Annotated in this window: 21 protein-coding genes and 4 pseudogenes; 15 read left to right on the top strand and 10 right to left on the bottom strand. The window is 68.9% G+C overall.

Annotated features, from left to right (window positions below; translation table 11 throughout):
- Positions 1–309: 309 nt before the first annotated feature.
- A complete protein-coding gene (locus AB0F82_RS33280; protein ID WP_362634338.1) occupies positions 310–678 on the top strand; it encodes a hypothetical protein in 369 nt (122 codons plus the stop codon).
- Between the two features lie 144 nt (positions 679–822).
- On the opposite strand, the gene AB0F82_RS33275 is transcribed toward AB0F82_RS33280, so the two are convergent.
- Both AB0F82_RS33275 and AB0F82_RS33270 read right to left on the bottom strand, forming a co-directional pair.
- On the bottom strand, positions 823–1482 hold the full coding sequence (locus AB0F82_RS33275) for a hypothetical protein (RefSeq protein WP_362634335.1): 660 nt from the start codon (positions 1480–1482) through the stop codon (positions 823–825).
- A 104-nt stretch (positions 1483–1586) separates the two neighbouring features.
- Positions 1587–1958: a relaxase domain-containing protein gene (locus AB0F82_RS33270; RefSeq protein WP_436842234.1), complete on the bottom strand. Its 372-nt coding sequence runs from the start codon at positions 1956–1958 to the stop codon at positions 1587–1589.
- Between the two features lie 96 nt (positions 1959–2054).
- Here AB0F82_RS33270 and mobF point away from each other — a divergent pair.
- From mobF to AB0F82_RS33245, 5 genes and pseudogenes are all read left to right on the top strand, one after another.
- Positions 2055–2925: pseudogene (gene mobF, locus AB0F82_RS33265) on the top strand (MobF family relaxase); the annotation flags it as partial.
- Positions 2926–3736: 811 nt separating this feature from the next.
- Positions 3737–4315 carry a hypothetical protein gene (locus AB0F82_RS33260; protein ID WP_362634333.1) on the top strand — a complete coding sequence of 193 codons (579 nt, stop codon included), beginning with the start codon at positions 3737–3739 and terminating at the stop codon, positions 4313–4315.
- On the top strand, positions 4312–4638 hold the full coding sequence (locus AB0F82_RS33255) for a hypothetical protein (protein WP_362634331.1): 327 nt from the start codon (positions 4312–4314) through the stop codon (positions 4636–4638). Before AB0F82_RS33260 ends, AB0F82_RS33255 begins: the two co-directional genes overlap by 4 nt.
- A 648-nt stretch (positions 4639–5286) precedes the next feature.
- Complete coding sequence (locus tag AB0F82_RS33250) at positions 5287–5421, top strand: hypothetical protein (RefSeq protein WP_362634328.1); 135 nt, start codon at positions 5287–5289, stop codon at positions 5419–5421.
- A 924-nt stretch (positions 5422–6345) separates the two neighbouring features.
- Positions 6346–7545: a hypothetical protein gene (locus tag AB0F82_RS33245; protein ID WP_362634326.1), complete on the top strand. Its 1200-nt coding sequence runs from the start codon at positions 6346–6348 to the stop codon at positions 7543–7545.
- 938 nt (positions 7546–8483) lie between these two features.
- Here AB0F82_RS33245 and AB0F82_RS33240 read toward each other — a convergent pair.
- Together AB0F82_RS33240 and AB0F82_RS33235 are read right to left on the bottom strand one after the other, a co-directional pair.
- Positions 8484–8699, bottom strand: a complete 216-nt coding sequence (locus AB0F82_RS33240; RefSeq protein WP_362634325.1) for a DUF6207 family protein — start codon at positions 8697–8699, stop codon at positions 8484–8486.
- Between the two features lie 554 nt (positions 8700–9253).
- Positions 9254–9490, bottom strand: a pseudogene (locus AB0F82_RS33235) (transcription antitermination factor NusB); the annotation flags it as partial.
- Between the two features lie 110 nt (positions 9491–9600).
- Here AB0F82_RS33235 and AB0F82_RS33230 point away from each other — a divergent pair.
- Positions 9601–10437 carry a hypothetical protein gene (locus AB0F82_RS33230; protein WP_362634323.1) on the top strand — a complete coding sequence of 279 codons (837 nt, stop codon included), beginning with the start codon at positions 9601–9603 and terminating at the stop codon, positions 10435–10437.
- 694 nt (positions 10438–11131) lie between these two features.
- On the opposite strand, the gene AB0F82_RS33225 is transcribed toward AB0F82_RS33230, so the two are convergent.
- Positions 11132–11875: a nucleotidyltransferase domain-containing protein gene (locus tag AB0F82_RS33225; protein WP_362634321.1), complete on the bottom strand. Its 744-nt coding sequence runs from the start codon at positions 11873–11875 to the stop codon at positions 11132–11134.
- Between the two features lie 388 nt (positions 11876–12263).
- Here AB0F82_RS33225 and AB0F82_RS33220 point away from each other — a divergent pair, with 388 nt between their 5' ends.
- Positions 12264–12683 (top strand): ATP-dependent DNA ligase, encoded by a 420-nt coding sequence (locus tag AB0F82_RS33220; protein WP_362634355.1) that lies wholly within the window; start codon positions 12264–12266, stop codon positions 12681–12683.
- Positions 12684–13335: 652 nt separating this feature from the next.
- On the opposite strand, the gene AB0F82_RS33215 is transcribed toward AB0F82_RS33220, so the two are convergent.
- The 3 genes from AB0F82_RS33215 to AB0F82_RS33205 form a co-directional block, all read right to left on the bottom strand.
- Complete coding sequence (locus AB0F82_RS33215) at positions 13336–13734, bottom strand: hypothetical protein (protein WP_362634318.1); 399 nt, start codon at positions 13732–13734, stop codon at positions 13336–13338.
- Positions 13735–14639: 905 nt separating this feature from the next.
- Positions 14640–15557, bottom strand: coding sequence for a DUF4365 domain-containing protein (locus AB0F82_RS33210; protein WP_362634316.1), 918 nt, complete (start codon positions 15555–15557; stop codon positions 14640–14642).
- A 135-nt stretch (positions 15558–15692) separates the two neighbouring features.
- A complete protein-coding gene (locus AB0F82_RS33205) occupies positions 15693–16352 on the bottom strand; it encodes a hypothetical protein (protein WP_362634314.1) in 660 nt (219 codons plus the stop codon).
- A 583-nt stretch (positions 16353–16935) separates the two neighbouring features.
- Between AB0F82_RS33205 and AB0F82_RS33200 the strand changes: the two genes are divergently transcribed.
- A complete protein-coding gene (locus AB0F82_RS33200) occupies positions 16936–17241 on the top strand; it encodes a hypothetical protein (protein ID WP_362634311.1) in 306 nt (101 codons plus the stop codon).
- A gap of 578 nt (positions 17242–17819) precedes the next feature.
- Here the strand turns inward: AB0F82_RS33200 and AB0F82_RS33195 are convergent.
- Both AB0F82_RS33195 and AB0F82_RS33190 read right to left on the bottom strand, forming a co-directional pair.
- Complete coding sequence (locus tag AB0F82_RS33195; protein WP_362634352.1) at positions 17820–18254, bottom strand: hypothetical protein; 435 nt, start codon at positions 18252–18254, stop codon at positions 17820–17822.
- A 180-nt stretch (positions 18255–18434) separates the two neighbouring features.
- Positions 18435–18926: pseudogene (locus AB0F82_RS33190) on the bottom strand (Tn3 family transposase); the annotation flags it as partial.
- Positions 18927–18990: 64 nt separating this feature from the next.
- Between AB0F82_RS33190 and AB0F82_RS33185 the strand changes: the two are divergent.
- The 6 genes and pseudogenes from AB0F82_RS33185 to AB0F82_RS33160 form a co-directional block, all read left to right on the top strand.
- A pseudogene (locus AB0F82_RS33185) lies at positions 18991–19395 on the top strand (2-dehydropantoate 2-reductase N-terminal domain-containing protein); the annotation flags it as partial.
- Between the two features lie 223 nt (positions 19396–19618).
- Complete coding sequence (locus AB0F82_RS33180) at positions 19619–20017, top strand: ketopantoate reductase C-terminal domain-containing protein (RefSeq protein WP_362634349.1); 399 nt, start codon at positions 19619–19621, stop codon at positions 20015–20017.
- Positions 20018–20295: 278 nt separating this feature from the next.
- Entirely contained in the window at positions 20296–20631 is a 336-nt protein-coding gene (locus tag AB0F82_RS33175) for a hypothetical protein (protein ID WP_362634308.1), read from the top strand.
- A 693-nt stretch (positions 20632–21324) separates the two neighbouring features.
- Positions 21325–21894: a hypothetical protein gene (locus tag AB0F82_RS33170; protein ID WP_362634307.1), complete on the top strand. Its 570-nt coding sequence runs from the start codon at positions 21325–21327 to the stop codon at positions 21892–21894.
- Between the two features lie 81 nt (positions 21895–21975).
- Positions 21976–22959, top strand: a complete 984-nt coding sequence (locus AB0F82_RS33165) for a hypothetical protein (RefSeq protein ID WP_362634304.1) — start codon at positions 21976–21978, stop codon at positions 22957–22959.
- Positions 22960–23132: 173 nt separating this feature from the next.
- Positions 23133–23615: an allene oxide cyclase barrel-like domain-containing protein gene (locus AB0F82_RS33160; protein ID WP_362634301.1), complete on the top strand. Its 483-nt coding sequence runs from the start codon at positions 23133–23135 to the stop codon at positions 23613–23615.
- Positions 23616–23636: the final 21 nt, after the last annotated feature.

The following is a 23636-nucleotide window of genomic DNA, read 5'->3' as shown; positions in this document are numbered from 1 at the left end:
CCCAGCAGCACGGTCAGAACGGGGTACTTGAGCCTGCCGAAGAGTACGAACGGGAAGGCGACCTGCAGGAGCACCGTCACCGCACTGCTGCTCTCAGGCGTCGCCGGTGTCCGGGGTCCAGGCCGGCCCGCCGCCGGAACTCCAATAGATCGCCGGGGCCCTTCGGGCCATGCTCGCCCAGGCCGCCGAGTACGTCCCCGGCTCCGGCGTCCTGGCGAGCGGGTTCGCGGCCGAGCGGAAGCTCGAGGGCTACCGCGCGAGAACCTGTTCTCCGAGTACGCCCTGACGGCGCCGTGGATGCTCTGCCCGATGACGACGGACCTGACCAAGGCGCGGGAGTGGCTGGAGTCCTGGACGGACGTGTCGGGCGTGGAGGGGAGCCTGGTCAAGCCCCTGACCAGCCGCTATCTGACCGGATATCGCGGCTGGACCAAGATCAGAAGACGTGACATCACTGAGACGATCGTCGGCGCGATCACCGGCACCCAGACCCGCCCGCAACTCCTCGCCCTCGGCCGCCACGATACCGGCGGCCACCTGTGGGGTGGTCGGCCGCACCGTACCGCTGCGCCCGGCCGCCGCCCGGCAGGTCGCCGAGCACCTCACCGCGGCTGTGCCCGGGGGTTGGACTGCGAGGGATGTGCGTTCTGGTTGTCACTTGCGGGAATGTTTGCGTGACGATCCCGGGGTGACGGTGGTGGTTGCGTTCGGCACGTGGGGACCTGACATCACGAGCCCTACGACGGGCACCGGTCAGGCTGTCGGGGGCACAACCCTGCGCGTCCTGTCCTGACCGCGTTCCGGGAACCGGGCGGGGGTGCCTCAGCCGCAGTCGGACACCGAGCAGAGCTGGACGTCGACGATGCCGGGCAGCCGCGCGATCTCCTCCCTCAGGGCCGTGCGCTCCGTCCCGGACAGCCCCTCGCGGAAGCGGACCTCCAGGTAGGAGCCCTCGTCGGACGATGATCCCGTCACGAATGTAGCCCCGAGCGGCTCCAGCCGCTCCTGGGCGTCCCCGAGGTTGCTCCTGAACGAGTCGGGGCTTGTTCTGGCGTCCCCGAGCGGCATGAACCAGCCCGGGCTGGTCTCGGCCCGGTAGGTGTGGGGCTCGGCCAGGGCGGGACCGACGTACGACTGCCAGGCGAAGATGACGCAGCCCACCAGCCACATCGCCGTCACCACGACGCCGCCGCCGGCCATCACCTTGACGACGACCGGTCGACGACGGAGCGGATCGGCGAACACGGCGAACAGGAGGAGCATGGCCGAGGGCCAGAACAGGAACATCCCTGCCAGGACGGCCAACACCCCCCACCCGAGGAGTAGGAGCCCGACGGTCGCGCATGCGCGGCCGAAGCCCTTCGGTTCACGCCAGAGCATGAGCGGAACGGCCACCACCAGGCCCGTCATGACGAAGAGTCCGCCGAGGTACTGCTGCAACCCCCAGGCCACGACGGGCGCCGCGACAACGAGGGCAGCCACGGCCAACCCCAATTGCAGCCGGTGGACGCGCACAGCAGCGTCCCGGTCCTGTGTGGCTTGCACGATCGCCTCCGAAAGAATTGAACACATTCAACTGAACGCGTTCAATCTAGCAACTCCGGCAAGCAGTTACCAGCCCACGCGGCGTGCACGGTCGGCGGGGCCCGGAAGACCAAGTCCATCGCCAGCCAGGGCGTCCGCTCCTTCGCCTTCTCGGTCTCGGGCGACTGGTTGTGCTCGATCGGGCGGCCCAGCACCGTTGCCCGCAGCGCCTTCGCCGGGGTGTCGCCCGCCTCCAGGCGCTCGCGCTCGATCCGGTCGGCGCCCGGGTGCCGGCCTTCCCCGAGGAGGAGTTCGGCCTGCCGCTCGGTCACTACATCCCCGGCCACGAGGCCGACCGCGGCCAGGCCCTGGCCCTTCCAGACGCCGGGCGGGACCCCGGCCTCGTCCTGGGCGGCGCGCAGCGGCCTCCCCACAGGGCCGTGGCCGTCCGCCGACCATCACACCGCGGAAGAGATAGCGCCACCCATTCCCCGCGCTGTGTCGGCGCAGCGGGCGGCGCGCCGAGTGGAATGCGCACCCCGCTCGGGGACAACGAGACCCGCCGGGTGCTGGAGCTGTGCCAGGACATCGCCCGGGCCAAGACGCTGGCGTGGCTCGAGGACGCGGTCGCACAGATCCGCTGGAAGGCCGGCGGCAAGCAGCGCAGGCCGATCCGGGACGGCCTGATCGTCGCGGTGTTCCGGCACTACGAGTCCCGGGCGGCCGAGTCGAAACCGCTCCTGCACGACCACGCGGTCATCTCGATCCGCGCCCGGCGCCCGGACACAGCAGGGACGTGGGGCAACCTGTCGGCCGACTCGATGCTCGCCAACATCGTCGCGGCCGACACCCTCTACACCCTCCACTTCATGGAAGAGGTCACCGCCCGGCTCGGGTGGGCGTGGGAGCCGCGCGAGGTGACGCCCGGCCGCCGCCCAGTCATGGAGATCGCCGGGATCGACCAGCGCCTCATCGGCTGGCAGTCCACCCGCCGCCAGCAGATCGAGGACGCCCTCCCCGTCCTGGTGGCCGAGTACGAGGAGCGGCAGGGGCATCCGCCGGGGGAGTGGGCCGCCTATGCGCTGGCCTGCCAGGCCGCCGACCAGACCCGCTCACCCAAGCGCAAGGAGCTGCGCTCGCTCTCCCAGCTACGCGCCGCCTGGCGGGACTCGGGCGAGCCGGGCGTACGGAGCCGACGTCGTCGCCGGGCTAGCGGAGCGCGCCCGAGCAACGGCCGCGGCGATATGGGCGCGGGTGCGCCCGGTCGTCGACGTCGCGCTGGCGGCCGTCAACGTCGTCGCCGTGGTGTACGTGATGCGCGGAGGCTTCAAGCACCACCACCTCCTCGCCGAAGCCCGCCGCCACATCGCCTACGTCCTGCGCGGCCGCCCTTTTCTCCCAGTAGTTGTGAACACTCTCATTGCTGGGCGGCCCCGAAGGGGCCGTCCAGCACCCGGTAGGAAAGGCCTCGCCCAGGACAGAGCAAGGGGGGGCGAGGCTTGCGCGGCAGGGGGGCCTCCAACGCGTACGTAGTACTCGGCAAGGGAAGAACGGCTCTATGAGTGCATGGGCGACACTGCTAGCAACCGTTGCCGGGGCCGCAATTGCGCTCCTGGGCCAGCATTGGGCAAAGCGTTCGGAAGGACGAACGCGTATGGCGGAACTCCTATTGGAACAATGTGCCGTAGTTGCCGCATCATCTACAGAATTCCGAGATCGCCTTTGGGAAGAGCGAAATCTAGGCATAGAAGGGCGAATTGCTGACTGGGACCTTTCTGCATTGCGGATGGCCACTGCTCGCGTCAATATTCTCGCGAAAGACCAAGCTCTTCTGTCATCTCTGGAGCAACTGAACAGGGCAGGTCGGCAACTGGGAAGCTGCTGGCGTCGAGGGGAGACGGACGATGCGAACTATGCCGCCCTCTGGGAACGGCACAATCTTGCGCTAAAGCAGTTCCTGGCTGCGAGCGGCAAGACCGTGCGCCGACGTCTACCCCGATCTTGAACGGAGCTTCCCGGGACCTAGCACGGGGGGCGGGCTGGGCAGGGCTTCGGCAAAGTATCGCGGGTCCGGTTCGTCGTCTGCCCCGATACTGGTTCCTGAGGGAGACAGGTATGTGCGGCCTTGGGCCGGGCTCAGGCTGATGGTGGCCGGCACACCGGGTCGTAGTCCGCTGCTACCGCGCCTGAGTGCCCGGCTTCAGAGACTCTCGTGAGAGTTCCAAACGGTGGAGAACACTTCCACCAGCCCGGCCTGGACGAGGAGATAGTCCAGGCAGCCATCGACGGCTACACCCGCCCGGCAAGCCGACGGATGATGACCGCCGACCTGCGCGCCCTGTACCCGCACGACACCGACGACCAGGCCGTGCTCCGCGCGCTGACCCGCAAGCGGTCCGCCGCACCGTACGAGCGGGCCCGTCTCGCCGCCGGGGCGCTGACCGCCCGCGTCCACGCCATGCGTCGCGCGGAACGCCTGAACTCCCGGCCCCGGCCGCGCACCGTCACCGTGCCGACCGCTCCGAGCCCGCGCCCGAGCTTGCGCCCGGGGCGGAGGGCTGGCCGGGAACTGAAGCCGATGACGGACGTCGCCGCTGTGGAGCTGACCAGCCGGACGCTGGAGGCCGCCGCCGCCGAGATGGCCGCCCGGCTCCAGGCCGGGATCCGGGAACGCGCCGCCGCCCGCCGCCCCTCACCCCAGCACGCCACGGCGGCGGCCCCGCCGCCGAGCGCCCAGCAGCCCGTCCAGCCCGCACAGGGGCAGACACCACCCACCGGAGGAATCGCGTGACCACCACGCCGCCCGCGGACCCGAGGATCGAAGCCATTGCCGCCCGACTGAAGGAGGCCGCCCAGAAGCGCGCCGAGGCGTACGCGCCGCCGACGGACTGGCAGCCGATCTGGCAGCGGCCCCGGAAGCCGAAGTCCATCAAGGCGAGGAAGGAGGAGCTGGCCAAGCAGCGCAAGAGGCTCAAGGCGGCCGACGTCCGACGCTTCTACGGCGCCCAGGCGCGCCGGCCCCGGCCCCGACAGAACCGCATCGGTAGCGCCGCCGCCCGCCGCGACGCCCGCGCCCTGTCCCGGATGCGGCACTCGAACGCCTGGCTGTGGTGACGACGACAGGCATCGTCCACCGAGTGGACCGCCCGGAGCCGACCACCGGGTGGAGCCCATCGAGTGGGATCCACCCGGTGGGCTCCACTCAGTGGACTCCACCGGGTGGAGTCCACCGCGGTGCGCACTGATGGACGGTGGGCTCCACTCTCGGGCGCACCACGATGTCCCGCACCGCACCGGGTGCGCACCATCCGCACCTCCGCCCGCACCTGGTGCGCCGATTCCCCTGCGGCCGCAATCGCGGCAAAGCACCTCGGGCTGCAGCTGCAGGAGATTGGCGAGCCGCTCGGGGTGTGGGAGGCCGGTGCCTGCCGGGACATGAAGGCGGACCTGCGGCCGCGGATCGCTGCCCGCCTGGCCGGGGCCGAGTCTCGAGCAGCCGAGCTGGCCGCGTTCACCGCATCCCTATACACGGCTCTGCAGCACGTGGACGCCCTGCCTGATCGCGCGAGTCCCATGCTCCCGGGTGCGGCTTCCCCTCACCCCGTCGGCTGCCGGGGCGAGGCGGGTGGGCGTGATGCTGGCGCCCATCCGCCAGGCCGCCGAGGCGTAAGGGTTGCGGACGGCGCCGGTGGCCTGCTCCCTGACCGGCGACGGGCTGCACGAGAGCGGACCGCTCAGTGGCGCGGGGCGGTCGACGGCGCCGTGCGGACTACGGTGTCCGACGGGCTGCGGCTGACCATGCCCGTCGCCCAGGCAGCGCGCGTGGCGGAACTGGTGGCGGCCGAGCAGCAGTGCTGTCCGTTTTTCGACTTCCGGCTCCACCTCGACGGCCCGTAGTTCACTGAACTGTCACGGCTTGAGTTGACAGAACCCCCGGTCCGGCGAGATCCGGGGCTGGGGTTCTGGCGTGTGCTGGGGCGGGGGCAGTGGTCCGGGAGGCGGGACTGGGGTTGTTGGTTACTGGTAGAGGTACAGGTTCTGGTTGACTGGATGGGTCCGGAGAGTACGGAGGACTGGAGTGCGCCCCCCTTCGCGATGACACCCTCCCGCACCGGCCAGAACGACGTGCTACCAGGCCGGGACAGCCCCCCGTACGCACAACCCGCCCGCAAGCAACGCCGGGGCCAGGCGGCCACCACCCTCGCGGCAGCCGCCTGAAGATTCCGCCGGCGTTCGGAGCCAGGCCCCTCCCTTTTGCCCGGGGCACAGGCTGTCCTGTCAGGCGCGAAAGGTCCTTGCGCAACCAGGTCACACAACGTGACGGCATCTTGCCAACTAGCCTGCGGCTTCCTTGCCGACTACGCAGCGACACAGCGCTGGGACCCGCGACCACCCGCACCACTCTTTGCCAACAAAGCTGCGTCGTCACACCGGGTTGATCACGATGAGGTCACGGCGGAGAGGTTTTCCGAGGGGCGGCGTCACACCGAGGCCGAAAAACCTACCTGTAGCAGGTGAATGGCGGGACAGGCCCGCCCTCACCCTCCAGGAGCACCTGTGGCGAGCACCGCCGACGAACCCGAGCAGACCCCCGAACAGGCCCGGAAGACCCCCTCCGTGGACCCCTCCATCACCCCCTCCACGCCCCGTCCCGCCAAGCGGGGCGTATCCGCAGGTCAGACCGGGCGGGCAAGGGGTCGCCGCAGGTCCGACAACCCTCATGTACCTAGGCGTCCCCAGCACAGGAGGACTTCGACCGGGCCCAGGCGCCGGGAACTGCTTGAAGCGCTGGGGATCTTCCAGAGGGCTACGCCCGACCAGTTGTGGAAGCTGACCCGTCCGGGCAACAAGCACGACAAGCTGACGCGGGACAACCTCCTGGATCTGGAGGACCACCACCTGGTGAGGATCGAGTCGGTTCAGGAGGACCAACGGCAGGTGTGGGTGCTCACCAAACGCGGACACAGCGAAGCGAAGAGGCTGCTGGAGCCGAAGGGGATACGGGTCTCGGTGCTGCGCGAGGCGAAGTACGACCCGGACACCGGGGAGCTGCTCGGCACCGGATACGACGACCACGCCGCGGCGGTCACCTCGACGGCCGCCGAGCTCCACCGGGCCGGGATCGGCCACCGGCTCGGCTTCCAGACGGAGATCGGGCACCGGCTGGGCAACAGCTTCGTGCAGCGGGCGGACCTGATGGTGCGGGCGCCGATGTCGGGGGTGCCGGTGCTCCTGGTGGAGGTCGACCGCCGTACCGAGGATGCCCACGAGTTGGTGCAGAAGCTGTGCCGGTACTGGGAGTGGGGCCGGCTGCTGCCGTCGGGCGCAGACAAGCGCACCGTGGACCTGGTCCGGTCCCGGCCGGACGCGATCGAGACGGTCGACCACGAGAGGCGGCTGTGGCGCCGGTTCTACCCGCCGACCGGCAGGGAGGGTCTGCCCCCGGTGGCGTTCGTGTTCGCGGACACCACCGAGGCCAAGGTCGCCAACACGGTCGCCGTGCTGGAAGAGGCCGGCCGTCGCTACTGGGCGCCGCGCCGGTACGACACCTTCGAGCGGGGGATCACCGCGCTCGACTACGGCCAGGCGGTGCCCGTTGTCGTGACCACCCTGAAGCAGCTCCACGAGCACGGCGCCGACGGGGCGGTGTGGCGGCGGCTCGGCCGGAAGGGCGAGCAGACGCTGACGGCCGCGCTCAACAACCCCGACGGCGACGCCCTCTACCGCCACCAGATGGCCCGCGCCGACGAGCGTGCCGCCCAGCGCCAGGCCGCCGAACGGGAGGCCCAGCGGCCGGTGTGCAAGCGGTGCGGGCGGAGGTTCACTGACGACCGCTGGGAGGAGACCACGGCGCGCGGCGGTGCCTGGACGGCCGGGGACCTGAGCGTGTGCGGCACCTGCCACGCCGACGACGTCGCCCGCGAACAGGCCGCCCGCCTCCAGGCCGCAGTGCCGCGGCCCCTCGAGGACGACCGGGAGCCGGCCGGGCCGGGCCGCGGCCTCTTCCGCCGCCGCGGCTGACCGCGACGCCCGCCGGGCAAGCCCAAGGGGAGCCTGGGCAAGCCACCCCCGAACACCGGCTTGCCCACCCTCACTGGGCGGGCCGGGCGGCGTCATCGGTCACCGTCAGCCCCTGCCACAGGGCGCGGCCGTGGCTGGCCGGTGACCGATGACCGGTCACCGGCCGTTCGGGAGTTGCATGGACCGGTCACGGCGCTGACGTGCTGTTTGACCGATCGCGGGATCCGGATCGGTCATGCCCGGCCGCTGACCGGTCACGTCCCGGCTGGGCAAGCCCCCGCCATGGAGGGCTTGCCCGGCGTCCAGGCCGCAGGACGGGACGCCTTCCAAGGTCGTGACCGCACCGTCTGGAACGCGGCGGCCCGGAGCCGGCCGAGGCCGCCTCGCCGGCCGTACACCAGGGCCATGAGACGAAACGAGCAGTCCTACGCCGGGCTCGTGCCGAGCCTCCCGGGAGACATGTGGCATGCCCTGGCCGCCCTCCACGGCGCCCACGGCGAGCCCGTCGGCCGACTTGAACCCTCCGACCGCCCCGACGCGTTCCTCTCCCTCACCCAGCCCGACGACATCGGCTTCACCGCGCGAGTGGACCTATCAGGCGGGGAGACGATGAGCCAGCTCCACCAACTGATCACGACAGTCACCCACGGCATCACCCACGAACTGGGCACAGCCACGCCCGGGACCGCGCTGGAGCAAGCGCCACCAGATCGACCTCCACGCCGGTCACGTCGACGGCCTCGCCCGGCTCCTGCGCGATGCCGTCGACAACATCAACGCGCACGGCTCCTCCGGAGGCGACGGATCGTGCCGCCACTGCCATGGCACCGGGCGGGCGTATCCCGTGTGGGGGGTGAAGGACGAAGAAGCCTGAGCGTCAGGGCAAGCCTTAGGCGACCCTGGGCAAGCCCTTCACGAAGGGCTTGCCCAGGCTCCACTCACGGGCCGCCCCGTCCTGGGCGCAGGACGTCGGCGTAGATCCGAGCCCGGACGCCGGGCTCGCCGGGATCCCTGCGCTCTGGGCCGACGCCTGATGTGGCCCAGCGCTCTTCCGGCGCGGCCATGACGGCCCGGACGGTGTCCTCGTCCCTGCCGGTGATGTCCAGGACCACCAGGCCGGGCTCCGCGATGTGCTGCTCGTCGATCGGCTTCATGAGCCCTGCGACGGCGGTGGAACCGGACCGGTTCGTCGCTGGCCCCGGGTCCACCCGCACGAGGGAACTGGCTCAAGCCGCGGGCGTCGCACGGTCGGCAAGCTCTGTCGGGGTGCGGCCCCCGTCGCGGCCCTGGTGGCCAGGGCCGCACCCCGTACTCCCGAACGTACTCCGCGGCCGCAGGCGCCGGTGCGGTAGTCCGCGAGCTGCGGCGGGGGCGGGCGTCACCCGTTCGCGCGCGGCCGGGTGCCGGTGGGCAGGGACAGCAAGAGGCTGGGCGCATGGCTGCCAAGCTGATCGTCTACCCGCCCGACGAGCAGGGCTGGCGCCGGGTGCGCTACGACGGCGTCGCCATCGGCGTCGCGCACCGCCCGGCCGACATCCGGGTTTCCTCGCGGCGGCCGGCCTGGAGAACGCCGAGGACGTGGACCTCACTGACCCCGACTTCGTGGAGTGGCGAGGCGTCGGCCCCTAAGGCTGGGAGGCCTCCCGCTGAGCCACTGTGAGGGTTGCACCGGAAGGGGGCTGGGCAGGTGGTTGCAGGGGTGCACTCGCTCGTCGCGCCGCAGGCTCGGCTGGAGTTCTTTGAGACGACCCAGGAGGCCGCTCACGAAGGCCGGGGAGTCGTCCGTGCTGAATTCCTTCGCCAGCTGCACGGCTTCGTCGATTGCGACCGCGTCGGGAGTCCCGTCTTCCCAGAACTGGGCGGCTCCTCGGTGAAGGGACGCTCCCGACTGGAGAGGCCGGGAGCGGGACGAGAACTGAAGGATCTGGCCGCGAACCACACCCATTCGCACGGCCTCTTGGTCAGGTGGAGCGGATCCGGGCACGGCACGATGAAGTGATCACAATCGGTTAGAGTGGTCGGCGCGAAATCGAAAGTGTCTTCGGGGGGACGAACTTGACCACTCAGCAAGGCTTGGGCGCGGTGCGCTCGGCCGTCTTCAGCCCCGTCAACTTCGCCGTCGCACTCACCAGCCCGACCCGGCCGGGTCGTGTCGAGGACTCGGCCATCAGCCGGATGCAGTTCCTGCGCACAGCACTCGGCATGGGTGCCACGTTGTGGCTGGTGTTCGCCTACCCCCTGAGTACGGGGCGCCAGGACTTCGTCCTCGGTAAACTGGAAGACCTCGTGCTCGGGTGCGCGATCGTGCTGGTAGCCGGGTTTGTCGGCATCGCCGTCTTCATCCTCGGCGCCCGGTCCCCGCTGGGCCAGCTGTACGTGTCCCGGCTCATCTGGCCCCTACGCGCGGTGGGCGCGATCTTCCTGGGGGCGGTCATGATCTGGCTGATGCTCGCCTTCCTGCGCGGTGACATCCCGGTGGGGCAGTGGTTGGGCGGAAACGACATCACGTTCGGCTTCTTCGGGAAGACCTTCGGCACGATCATCAGCGGCCTCGTCTTCGCCCTGATCCTCATCGTGGGCGGCGTCGCGTGCGCCGTCGGCCTCGTCGCTGCGGTGTGCTTCACCTTGTTCGCCACCGTCACCGGCCTCAACTCCTGCTTCCGCACCGCCGATGTACACGAGCTGCTGCCCCCGCTGATCTCGCCGCTGCTGGTGTGGTCGCTCGCCGTGCTCCAGTTCTTCGACGACGCCGATGTTGCCGCCCCGGCGGCCGTACTCACCGCCTTCCTCCTCGGCGGACCCCTGTCGGTGACGGCCCTGTCCGTATGGGAGGTGCGGCGCCTGCGGAATCTATATGGAATCACCCTCCGCTCCGCGCTGGGGCGTTCCTAAGGGCTGTCCCGTAGCGTTCGAGGCGATGGCGGCTGGCCGGTGGGAGCTCGCGGGCGCACGCCGCCCGCGGTGAGGTCCTGGCGCTGCTCGCCGAACGCTCCGGGGGCTTCGCGCAGGCGGAGCGGTGGGCGGCCTGGAGGTGGGACTCGGCCTGGCCCACGCCGTGCCTTCCCCGGCCTACGGCAGCCGCGGAGAGGGTTGCACCGGAAGGGGTATGAACGGTTGCCTGGACGGTTGCTTTCAGCGGGGGACCGAAGGTGTGACCGGGACTGGGAGCCCGGCAAATCGGACATCGCCCGTTGTCCCAGGTCAGCCCTACTGGGCAAGCCTGTCCGCGCCAACGACACCTCTTACCCTGCGATAGCCAGGGGAAGAGGCTCTACCCCAATGATGGCAGCGAGCGCGTCTGCTGGAAGCAGCCGGCTCACCCTGGAGCCTGACGAGGCAGGACCCTCTGGCCGTGACCCCGCCCCCTCCATGACTGTCCCGGGGGAGGCTGTCGGGTGCCAGGCCCGGAGCGGGGGTCAAGGAGGCCATCCTCGAGTGGCTCTCACCCCGCCCTTCGAGCCGATGCTCGCCCAGGCCGCCGAGCCCGTCCCCGGCTCCGGCGTCCTGGCGAGCGGCTTCGCGGCAGAGCAGAAGTTTTGGACAGGGTGGCCAGCTGTCCGGTGTCCGCTGCGGTGGCAAGTCTGTGTCAGTGTGCCGCGGCAACCGAGTCGATGGTGCCGTGCCAGGTCCTGCGGTAGCCCTCGCGGAGGGGGCCGCCGACGAGGTCGAGCACTGTCGACGCTGCGCTGATCAGTGCTGTGGGCTCGCCTGAGCCGCACAAGTGGCGGTGTCCTTCGAGAAGGGCGGCTCCACGCTGTGGGTCGGCTTCCAATAGGCGGCGGGGCAACCACTTCCCGCCGCCGATCCACGCGTGGTGGTGGTCGCAGAGCAGATCGGCGGCGGCGCTGACCACGTACCCGGCCACGGCCAGACGCTCGATGGGGTCGCTCGCGTCAGCGAGGTCGTCCAGCGCATCCGTCAGACCGTAGCGTTTCGTGTCGACTGTCTCTGGTTCCAATGCGGGCGGACCTTTACGGAGGTCCGCTTCGGCCAGCGCGCGAGCGCGCCCGGCCTCGCCGTTGGAGTCGACTAGAACGAGACCTGAGGCATACATGTTCTGAAGTACCGCCCGCCGTGCGGCGATGTCTGCGGCGAAGAGCTCCAGGAGACCGGTACGGGTGTGGACGAAGAGTTCTACGACACGTTCCTCGAACCGGATCGTCTCCCGGCAGGTCACGCCGCCGTCCTCGATGAGCACCGCGATGTCCAGGTCGCTGCTGGCAGTGGCTCTTCCGGTAGCCGTGGAGCCGGAGAGGACCACGGAGAGCGCGTCGGGGAAACGGCTGCGGACGAGACGTCGCGCCTGGTCGATGGGGTCTACATGCTGCATGAGGGGCAGAGTGCCAGGGTCCTTGATCAGAGGCGAGCCGATTCCGCACGCATGGTCCGAGCGACCCGATGCCGAAGCGGCGGACTGCCCAGCAGCGCATAACAGAAGTTCGACGGCCACCGCGCGACACCCCCACCGGCCCCGACGGCCGCCTGCTCCTGCAGACCCGGCGCGGATCCCTGGTCCAGGACCGGTTCCCCGATTTGGTCTCGGCCGCCGAGCAGCTGCCGGACGGCCTGGTCCTGATGGCGAGCTCGTCGTCTGGGACACCGCAGCCGGCCGGTTGTCCTTCGAAGCCCTCCAGCGCCGGGCCGCCGCCCGCGGCCGCACCGCCACCGCGCTCGCCGCGAAGACCCCCGCGTTCTTCATCGCCTTCGACGCCCTGTAGATCGACGGCATCGAGCTGCTGGCGCTGGCCTACACCGAGCGCCGCCGACGCCTTGAGGTCCTCTTCGCCGCCCGCGCACTGACCGCCCCGTGGACCCTGTGCCCCATGACCACCGACCCGGACAAGGCCAGGGAGTGGCTGGAGGACTGGACGGACGTCACCGGCGTCGAGGGCCTGGTCGTAAAAGCCCTCAACCAGCGCTACCGGCCCGGAGCCCGCGACCGCGCCGGGACCAAGATCAGACGCGGGAACACCACCGAAGCGATCATCGGCGCCATCACCGGCACCCTCGCACGCCCCCAACTCCTCATCCTCACCCGCCACGACCCCGCCGGCCGGGTGCGCCGGTCGCTCGTTCAGGTGATGGTGGGGCCTTCTGCCTCGGGAGATACCGATTCAACGCCACGATGTTGCATCTGACGCAGCCGTGGGAGCTGGTGTGGTTCCTGTCGATGTGCCGGGCGCGATCAGCCTGGGCGTGCCGGGTAACGTCCGGGCGCTGGAACCGGCTTCGGCGATGTTTCGAGGCGATGCTGACGGGATGGACGCGGCAGCAGCAGAGCCGGGCTGTTGGCGAGGGCCAGGGATTCTCAGACCTGGCTCGGAGTAGCGCGGCCGCTCCCCGCCGCGCGCTGACATGCGGTGGAAGACGATCGAGGACCAGTTGAGTCTGGTGCGCCGGTTCGCGCTGTTCAACGGAACGTACCCATGGGAGTGGACCCCGAAGGACGTTGAGGTCTACTTCTCCGTCCGGCGCCTCTCCGCTCGCGCACTCCACGGTGCGGGGCCAGCAAGGCGACCTTCAGCTTTCCAATCCGCCCGGCCCGCAACACCGCGCTCACCCAACTCGCCCAAGACCTCCCTCCAGCCGTCCTGGCCCCACTCCTCGGCCTTCACGTCGTGACCGCCACACAATGGCGCCGCCGCGCAGCAACAGACTGGATCGCCTACCTGGAAGCCTGCACGTCGCAACCCCACAGCTGATCCCCGGCTGCCAGGTGGTGCGGGCACGAACGATATTGGGATCCGCCTCGCAGCACAGCAGCTGGTGCAAGGACCTGGCCCACAGGGCTCAGTTGTCCGGACCGCAAACGGCGCCGCCGGGCCGCTGACGGGAGTACCGGACGATGGCTTCTTGCGACGTCGATGACGCGCTGCCGTCGACGGGGGTGAGCGTGTAGAAGGCGATGATGGAACCCTCGGTGACGGCGTCCAGGACGCCGTCCCAGGGGATTGTGTAGCTGGCAGAGGTGGTGTCAGCGGTGATGCTCGCGACACCCTGGATCTCCGCACCAGCGGTCTGCCCGGTGGCGTCGCTGCAGACCGTGATGTGGAAGGTGACCTTGTCGCCGGTCTTGAAAGGTATCTGGTCCACCAGGACGAGGACGCCATTCCAGGGCTTCTGCCAGCAGGTGATGCCGCCGGGGGGTTCCGCGTAGGGAAATTCCGGGAAGTCGAGCTCGATGGACATGCGGGCTCCTGGTCGGTCGAAGGGTGGGGGGCGAGAGATCGGACTCCCGCTCCATGACCATGGGCTGGTGGCGGGAGGGTTCGGGGCGTCCGTGCGCCGGCTGGCTGCCCCGGGCACAGGGCCGTTGGCGGTCCCGGGGGAGGTGCGGGTGATCGAGCGGTTCCGGCCGGGGTCGGGGGGCCTGCGGCTGACGCTGGCCTGGCCGGCCTGCGGGGTGCTGCGGAAGGGCGGGCGGGCGGGGCCGAGGACATCCGGCCCAAGCGCGGGGAACGCTGGCACCCGGAGACCGTCCGGCGGATGCTCGCCAACCCCAGCGACCAGGCGCCGACACTGCGCCGGCGCGAACGCACCCCCTAGGGACAACGAAGAGCCCGGCCAGTCAGCCAGGCTCGATGACCTCAGTCTCAGGCCGCGTCAAGGGTTCACCGACCCCGCCGCCACCAACTGGACCTACCCGCCCGCATGTCCTTGAACCCGTCAGCGATGCGACCAACCCCGCCTCCGATGTGCTCGACGTTGTCTGCCAAGTCTCGATTTCTGTCGAGAGCCTCCTGCTGCTTTCTCGCCGCCCGCTCCGTTGCGCTCTCACGCCAGTGCCAGGCATTCACGTCCTTTCACCTCCTTCTACGCCTACGCCCAATTTTAAGCGCTGCCTGGGTGCTGCGCCACGGAGTGCCGTACGCCGGCTCGGCGGAGGAGTGCGCGTGCACGTGGCACTACTGCGGCGGCTTGGTCCCGGTCGACTGGTGCGCAGAGCATGGTTCGGCCGTCGTGCCGCCGATGGAGTGGCACCCCGGCGGCGGCAGTCTGTGCGCAGAACTGGTCCGCAGGCGTCGCGCCACCGCAACGGGCGCCGGGTGACGTCGGCCCGGCTGGCGGCGACCGGCAGTCCGCCGCCAGCCGGGTTAGGCACGGTCCGACTCTGCTCTGTCGGCAGGAAAAATGAAGCCGCCCCTGACCTGTTGACCCTTTGGATAGTATTTCTCGGTGTATCCGGCGAGGATCGCAAGCAGTTCGGAGCTGAAGAGGAGAGGGTAGAGGACCTCGCACGTTTCCTTGACGATTCCGAGAGGCGCGCCATTCCCTGCGGAATAATCAGCGACCATTTGGAAAACAGCGAGCATCATGGCTCGACCCGTGGCTTCGTCCATGAGGGTTGGGTCTTCGTTTTTGAAGTGCTCCCAGACCAGCAGCATGAATTCTTCGGATAGGCGTCCGCCACCTTCGACAGGTGTAACAAGCATGGTCGATACGGCGAAATTGAAGACTGTTGAAACGATGATTCCCTTGTAGAAATGTTTGTTGGTCTCTAGATTCATTTCTACTGCTTCGGTAAGCCCCGCACGTGCGTAGACGACAGTTCGATTTGCATGTTCAATGCGCGCCGCCCATGCGAGGCGCTCAGCCGCGTCTATATCGAATTTTACTTCCCGCGAAAACTTCAGGTTTAACTTGTGGCCGCCGACACCCGAAGCCAAGTCTGCTTGATCGAATTGGTCTTGCGGCAGGATGAACCAACCCTGTTCCGCGTTGACATCCCACAGCACGACCACCACCAGATCAGCGGTTCTTGCCCAACGAAGCACCTGGTCAGAACTTACTGAGACAGTCGGTAGTTTCTTGCTTGTGTCTCTTTCAGTGCCCTTGACCTGCACCCATATTCTCGCCGGGTCCATTCGGCCGTTCAGGCATATCTGAACTAGAAGGTCTTCGCCATAGTCTTCTTGGATTTCGTCCACAGCGTGGCCCCCGCGATTCCAGACCTGCCGTACTGCGGCGACGGCTAGCGAAGCGATTCGGTGTTGGACTGGCCTGTTGGGCACTGTCGCTCCCGATGTCGTGGATAGAAGTCGGAGGGCGTGACGCCGTCCGCCCCGCCCAAGCGGCGTGCGACCATGCCGACCGCTGGCAGCGGCGTGCTGTACCCGCCGAAGAAGGTCCAAGCCGTGGCCTGCGTGTCAGGCCTGGAGGTGGTCCCGAAGGACTCGTTCCAGCTGCGGGCCGTCGCTGTTTGAGTTCCACCGCACGTACTGGAAGGTCTTTCCGTTGGCTGCGGCCCTGTCCCTTGCAGCGCCAAGGACAGAAAGAGGAGGTTCGTGCATCGTGCTCACGATAATGACCGCGTCCATGTCTGGGCTTCCGTTGAGCATCCCTTCAACCTTGTTCAGCAGGCGCTGAGCGCTGAGGTGCCTGTCAGGGAGTCCGAACAGGGTCTCAATACCTGCTTTCTTGTTGTTCACCGTTACTGTGATGTCGACGCCGCGATCGTAAGGGCCAGATGAGTGCACGGCTTCTTGGCCGAATATCTCTACCAGATTTCCGGCCACAATTTCTTCGTATGCGGCGTGAGACAGTTCTTGAATTTCTGGGTCGTGCTGGATTGCTGGGTTCGCGGTAGCTGCTGCGGTAGCGATATCAACACGAGCTTGCGGGCTATCTGCGTTGCGGATTCTGTTCTTGAGCTCAGCGTAGGCGAGGACGCCGTCAGTCAATCCGACTTCCTTGATCTGCCGCCCCATGATGGCAACAAAGAACAGGAGAGCACCGATCACGACGAGTGCAGCAGGACCAGCTTCCGTTTCGACGGTGAATACGGCCCACGTTCCGGCTCCTGCCATCGCGGCCCCGGCAACACCTAGGGCCCACCGAACTGCCGCCGTGAGCCTGCCCGACTCTTGGATTTCCGCTGCGCGATCAGATCGCCTAGTCCACCACCGACGTATACGTCCAGGAGGCTTGGGGGAACGGGTGTCAGGGTTGTTCATAGCCGCAGAGTAGGGGAGGACAGGTACCTACGGATGGGGTTTCAGAGACACGCTGTACGCCTCCCTGGGCGCCTCGCAGGATCCCGCAGCCCCTCCGGTCGCGGGGGCCGACCGGCCGCTGTGGTCAGAGCCTGTCGCAAGCGACTGGGCCGAGCAGTACCGCAGCACCCACGGCCCAGCAACCCTCCTTGCCGGCACCACGTCCTTCGGCACCACCCAGCCGCGCGGGCTCGTAAACGACCACAACCAACTGACCGAGATCATCCGGCACAGCCTCGAAGACCAAGAAGCCAAGAGCGCAAAGCGGCGGTCCGCACGGAAGGACGAGCCCAACGATGCGGCCGCAACACTGGCCTGGTGGCCCGCCGTCGCCCTGACCGACAGCCCCGGAAGCCTCTTCCCCGTCTCAGCACTGCGCACGACCCTGATCGAGGCAGTGCTCGGCGGCCTCGCCGACGACGTCGAAAGGGCCCGCAAGTGGGGCAAGGGCGAGCCTTCTCTCGGGGACATCAGGACCGACGTGGTGAAACTGCTCGACTGGTACATCGAGCGAAAGCCGGGCCATGCAGCCGGCCTCTTCGGTGAGATCCTGCTGATCGCCCGCACTCGCCTCGATCTTCAAAAGCTCGCCAGCCTGATCCGCCGATCTTTCCACCTCGACAGTGCAATGGACGGCGACACTATCGACGCCCTCCTGGGAATGGCTCTGCCGCCCTCCGCGAAGAGCCACAGGACACACTGAGAGTCGCCGAAACGAGCAGCCGCAGCCTGGGGCATCCGGACAGTGCGCGGGACGGCGCCATGTGTCGCCCTCTCGTCGCTCATGGCGGCTGCTCACGTGACGGACGGAGTGCCGAAGCGCGGCCTCCAGTTGGCCCGCAAGCCCCGGCTCCGATGTCGAGTGCCTGCGGGCCCCCGCCACCCATCGGCCCGCACAGGCGCCGAGCCTGACGGCCTCAGTCCGAGGCGGTCTGAGGATTCGCCCAGTCCACCGTCGGCCCAACCCGTCCCCGAGGCCGGAACCAACCCCAGAGACCATGATCAATCTCAGCGATACCCACGGCTCGATCGATCCCCAACGCCGTGGTCGGCGGGGTGGAGCCAGGTCATCTGTGCGTGAGGATGTCGTTGCGTGGGCTGAGGGCGAAGTGGTGGGGCGCCGCACGGCGCAGGGATTATGGGCTGCGCGCTCGGGGCGGCCCGGGCGTGGGCGGCGGTGACGCTTCTTCGCGGGCACCGGCTGACCACGAGTTCCACCGCACGAACCGGGCCCGGTCCGTACCCCGGGGTAATCCGGGTGCAGACCTGGCCCGGTCGTTGTCAGTTTCCGAGCTGGGCCACGACCTTGGCGTGGGCGAGGTCATCCATCGAGGAGGCGAAGACCTCGGCATCCCAGTCCAGCACGACCATCTGGAGGTTCATCTTGTCGGAGGAGAGCTTGGCCTTCTCGCGAAGCTCCGTGTACGCCGGGGACCAGCGGAACAAGGCGTACTTGGCGCGCTCAGAGCCGTTCTCCTCAGCTTCGAAGCGGCGGTAAGCGAAACGCACCTTCACTTCGAAACTGTTGGTAACAACACGCGCAGCGGCGTCATCGGTCGCCAATCGGCCGCAGAAGACCTCGTAGTCCGAGTCCACGCCCACGTGATCGACGCCGAGTTGACGGTAGCCCACGTAGCCGAAGACGGCCCATGTAAGATCGCCCGCCCTGATCGCTTCGTACGTTCGTTTGATCTCATCGTCAAGCACCACCGGCATCGGATTCCTCCTACAGGTTGACTTCGGGGGCGGGAACGCGCCGGCGGCACGGTCGAGGACGAGCTTCTCGACCGAGGCCGTGCCCCGCCCGGCATCCCACCCGGACAACGATCCGGCTCCCGGCAGGAGACGCCCAGCGGGCCTCTGCTCCTGGTCGTCCTCATCGAGCCCGAGCCCGGCCGCGTCCGGATCGCGCAGTGGGCGCAGTGCGCCAGCGGCCGGGGTGGAGGCGGTGAAGCTGTAGCGGCCGAGTACGTTGAGGTTGCGGTGCTTGAGCGGGGAGAGCCGGGCGATGTCCTCGCCTGGGATCTCGTGGCCCTCGGCCTTCAGCTGGGCGACGGCGGCGTCGATGTAGCGGGTCGTCCAGAGCACGATGGCGTTGAGGACCAGGCCGAGCGCGCCGAGCTGGTCCTCCATGCCGTCGCGGTACGCCTGGTGGATGGTGCCGCGCTTGCCGTGGCACACGTCGCGGGCGAGTTTGTGGCGGGACTCCTGCACGGTGAGCTGGCGGTTCATCTGCCGGCGGTAGGTGTCGTCGACCGGGTCGACCATCCGCAGCAGGTGCTCGGTCTTGGCGATCCGCCCGTACTCCGCGAACGCCTGCCCCAGCGGGGTGGGGTGGCCCTCGCGGCCGAACATCCGCAGCAGGTCGTAGGCGCGGACCTGGTTGGTGGAGATCCGCGGACGATTCCCACCTACCTTCGCGTAACCACTGCGAACCAGGAGCGATGCCCACATGCCTTACTCCACCGGCGACCAGCGGCCGCGGATCGCGGTGTTCGGCGCGGGCAGCATCGGTTGCTATCTCGGCGGCCATCTCGCGCAGCACGCGGGCGTCACACTGATCGGTCGGCCCTCGGTGCTGGACGGGCTACACGAAGGGGTGACGCTCAGCGGCGGAGGCCGCCCCGAGGTCCGTGTCCCCCGGGATCGGCTGACGCTCACGACGGAGCCGGACGCGGTCGCCGACGCCGACTGCGTACTGGTCACCGTCAAGTCCGCCGCCACGGTGTCGGCCGGACGGACACTGGCCGGACGGCTCGGCCCGAAAGCCGTCGTCGTCAGCTTCCAGAACGGGCTGCACAACGCCCGCCTGCTGCGGGACGAACTCCCGGGCGTCACCGTGCTCGCGGGGATGGTGCCGTACAACGTCGTGCGGACCGCACCCGACACCTTCCACCAGGGCACTGGCGGGACTTTGATGCTCGACGGCGGCACCGCCTCGGCCCCGCTCGTGGCGGCGCTGACGGCCGCCGGGCTGCCGGTCGAGCCGCGCGACGACATGCGGCAGGTGCAGCACGCCAAACTGCTGATGAACCTCAACAACGCGGTGAACGCGCTGTCCGGCCTGCCGCCGGGAACAGCTGGGAGCGCGCCCGTACCGGACGTGCCTCGCGCTGTGCCAGGAGGAGGCGCTGGCGGCGTTCGCCGCGGCAGGAGTCCGTCCGGCCCGGCTCGGCCCCGTCCCCGCCCGGCTCACGCCACGGCTTCTGCGCCTGCCCGACGCCCTGTTCCGCCGCATCGCCGCGGCCAGCCTCCAGGTGGACGCGCACGCGCGATCCTCGATGTGGGACGACCTGGAGCACGGGCGGGCGACGGAGATCGGCGACCTCCAGGGCGAGGTCGTCGCCATGGCGGAACGGCACGGCCTGACAGCACCGGTGAATGCACGGCTCACAGCCCTGGTTCACAAGGCCGGACGCCCGGGCGGCCGCCGTTCCTGGTCCGGCCCCGAGCTGCTGCACGCGGTGCGTCAGCCGTGAGTCAGCCGCTCCGGCGACGTTGCACGATCGGCACAGCACGCCGCACGGGAAGCCGGCCGGATCCAGCGGCACCACATGCGCCCAGGCGGCCCGGGTAGGCGGTGCGCGCGCAGACTGCACGCGGCAGGGCCAAGAACCAGGTGGGCGTCAGAGTGGAAGGAGGCCCGCAGGCCCCGCCGTAGGCGTGTCACGCTTAAAAGGGCATGAATCTCACATAACGTCCAGGTCTGTAATTTCCATCCAAAGGATGGTAGCGGCTCGGACGAAGAGGAAATGCTGTGCGCAAGCTTCGCAAGGCTGCCCTGGTAGCTGCCCTGGTCGGAAGTGTCAGCGTGTTCGGCGCCGGTGTCGCCTCGGCCCACGGCGATACGGAGACGGACCAGCCCGCCAACGTGACGGTCTGCAATCAGCAGTCCGAGGTCACGCAGGTGACGTACCAGAACGGCCTCATCAATGGCCCGCTCCTCGGTAGCGGCCCGGCGACCGCAACGTCTCCCCAGCAGATCTGCAGCGGGAGGGACAGCCGCGGCGTGAATGGCGCCTCCGCCACGACCGGCGGCCTCCTCGGCGGCCTCCTCTCCACCGCCTCAGGCCTTCTACCCGGAGTCCTGTAACGACCCGGCACGCCCGACCCGGCACGCCCAACCCGGGGTCGCGGCCCGGTTGAACGGTGCGACTCCAAAACCGGGCCCGGGAGAGGTGAAGGCTGGCCGCCCGGGGGCCTGTGGTGTGCACGGCGGGGTGATGCCCAGCGGTGCCCTGAGGCAGGGCGCCCTTGCGGGGCCGGTCGCCAGTCGTGCTCTCGCCACCTCTTCGCGAGTTGATGCGTGTTGCGGTCAAGCGGCCACAAACCTCGCCTAATGTCCATTACTTCCCTCCGTCGGGCATGGCGACAAATCGGATGACAGGGAGATGTTGTGCGCAAGTTTCACCGGGCTGCTCTGGTAGCTGCCGTGGTCGGGAGCGTCAGTGTGTTCGGGGCCGGTGGTGCCTTCGTCCACGCCTACGCCGGCGGGGATGGGGGCCCGGGCGCGAACGTGGTCGAGTGCGATCAGCGCTCTGAGGTCACCCACGTCACATTCCAGAACGGCCTCCTCAATGGCCCGCTCCTCGGTAGCGGGCCGGCGAGTGCGACCGCTGCCCAGCAGATTTGCAGCGGGAGGGACAGCGTCGGCGTGAATGGCGCCGCCGCCCACTCAGGCCCCGTCGTCGCAACCACCCCCACCCCGACGCCCACCCCCCCGCCCAGCGGTGAAGTGGTGTTCACCTCCGACGGAACCTTTATCCCGCCCGCGGGTGTCACGTCCGTGACCGCCCGGGTCTGGGGTGCGGGCGGCGGAGGCGGTGGAGCCGGCGGATCCGGCCCCGGAGTCGGCGGTGGAGGCGGCGGAGGCGGAGCCGGCGGCTACGTCTCGTGCACCGTGCCGGTGACGCCGGGCACCGTCTACACGGTCGACACAGGCGAAGGCGGAGCCGGCGGCGAAGGCGGTACGGCCGGTCCCGTCGGCATTCCCGGCGGTGACGGCGAGCCGGGAGAAGCTGCTGCCCTGCTCGCACCCGATGCCACAGCCCTGGCTGTCGCCACGGGCGGGCAGGGAGGCGGCGGCGGTGGCGCTGGTGGTGGTCCTGGGGGAATCGTCCCCGGGGCCGGCGGCGAGGGCGGCACCGGAACGTGCTCAGGAGCCGGCACGATCCAAAATGGCGGCGACGGCGCCCCCGGCGTCCTCGAGGCCGGCGGGCAGGGCGGCCTGCCCGCGCAGCCCGCACCGGACGGCCGTGCCGCAGGCGGCGACGGCGGCAACGCCGGAATTGGCCCCGGCGCCCCCGGCGGCTCTGGAGAGCCGGGCGGCGACTCCTACGTCGTCATCTCGTACTGACGCCTCTCCCCCGGGAATGCGCCGGCGGACGGTCATCGACCACAGCCGCGCCGGGCTGTGGTCCGGGAGGGCCTGCACCGGTTGGACCAGTGCCCTAGTGACCTGGTTTTGAGATCCTGTCGCAGTAGCGGCAACTTCTCCCGCCTGGAAGAGGAGCTGGCCGGCCCCCGCACCAAGACGAAGGTCTGCGAGCTCCTGGTCCGCGTCAACGCGCAAGCCAGCCACGACCGCACCACGGCAGAACACGAGATCGCGGACGCGGCCGCCGCCTACCTGGCCGCTCTCGCGTCCGCCGCGGCGGAACGGGCCCGCACCCTCCTGGCCGATCTCCGCCGCGCACCCTGGGATGCTCCACGAACACTGCTGCTCCCCATGGTGGAGGAGCTGGTCGAGGTGGCGGCCGGCGCCGACAGTCTGCTCCACGGCTGGGAGACACGGCAGATGGCGTTCTGGATGGCGTCGGCGGGCTTCGAGAAACCGGCTACCGTCCCGTCGCCGCGGTTGGCCGAGGCACGGGCGGCGGCCGCGCAGCGAGAGAAGAACAAGGAGGAGGCCGCCGCCGAAGAGGCGCCGCCGAAGCCACGGCTCCTGCACAAGCAGGTGGCGCGACGTTTCTGGATCAAGAGTGACTGCCCGCTCTGTCACGCAGGCCAAGGCGTGGAGTGCCGCGACGACGATCAGAGCGGCACCGGTAAAGTCCGCCGGATCCCTCACAACGAGCGGCTCCAGCCGATCGTGGACCAGCGCAAGGCCAAGCAACAGCAGCGCCCCCGTCCCTGGCGGGTGTACGACTTGGCCTGCCCCGACTGCGGTCGGGAGCCCGGCGAGCGCTGTGTAACGCCGGGTGGCCCTCACTACGCGCGGGTGGAGAAGTCGAAGGAGTACACCCGCATGAGGCTGCACCCACCCGAGCGTGAGGCTCTCGACGGGCCTGCTGACCAGAGCAATGTCGAGAGAGCCATCGCCCGGATCAAGACCTGGCGCATCCTCCGCAATGCCCGGACCAGCCCGAACAGACTCACGTCAATCACCAGAGCCATCCTCACCATGGAGAAGCACCGCTGAAAACGCTCGATGCGTTCGGGAGGGCCGCGATCGGACTGCCGAGAACCCTCGACGGGTGCATCCGCTTGCCACAGCCGGCTCGCTGGGCACCGTGCCAGGTGAACAGAATGACCGGGGCGCCTTCGGCGCTTCGCCATTGATTCCGTGGGAGAGGTCAAGACGTGCGTGGAGCCATGTTGTTGTACTCGGGTGCCGCGGCATTCGTAGCGCTGTGCACTGGCGCAAGCCTTGCCGGAGCCACCTCGGTCATTCCCGGATCGTCGGGCACGAGTGAAACGCTGCAGCTGAAGGCTGTGGTGACGGAACAGCATCAAGTGGATGTGGGCTCGGCAGGGGCCAGCGCGGGAGACTATTTCGTCCGCAGTGCCACCATCTACCAGGATGGAGAAAAAATCGGGGTGAGCGGAGTCCAGTGCACAGCGGTTTCAGTGGAGTCCCGCCCCAGCATCGGAACGCAATGCATCGGCACCCTCAACCTGGACGAAGGCCGAGTGGCTTTCCAGAGCCTCAACTTCGCAACTGGCGGCCCGCCCAAGGAGAACGACGCAGCGATTACGGGTGGAACCGGAAAATACAGTTCAGCGCGCGGGCACATGGAAATCGTACGCGAGTCGGCGGATCACGAGACCGTCACGCTCCACTTTCAGCGTGGCTGAGGTTCCGTCTGCCCTTGACGC

Origin of the sequence: Streptomyces virginiae (assembly GCF_040638905.1) — a bacterium.
GTDB lineage: Bacteria > Actinomycetota > Actinomycetes > Streptomycetales > Streptomycetaceae > Streptomyces > Streptomyces virginiae_B.
This window is presented reverse-complemented; position numbering and strand designations above follow the sequence as displayed.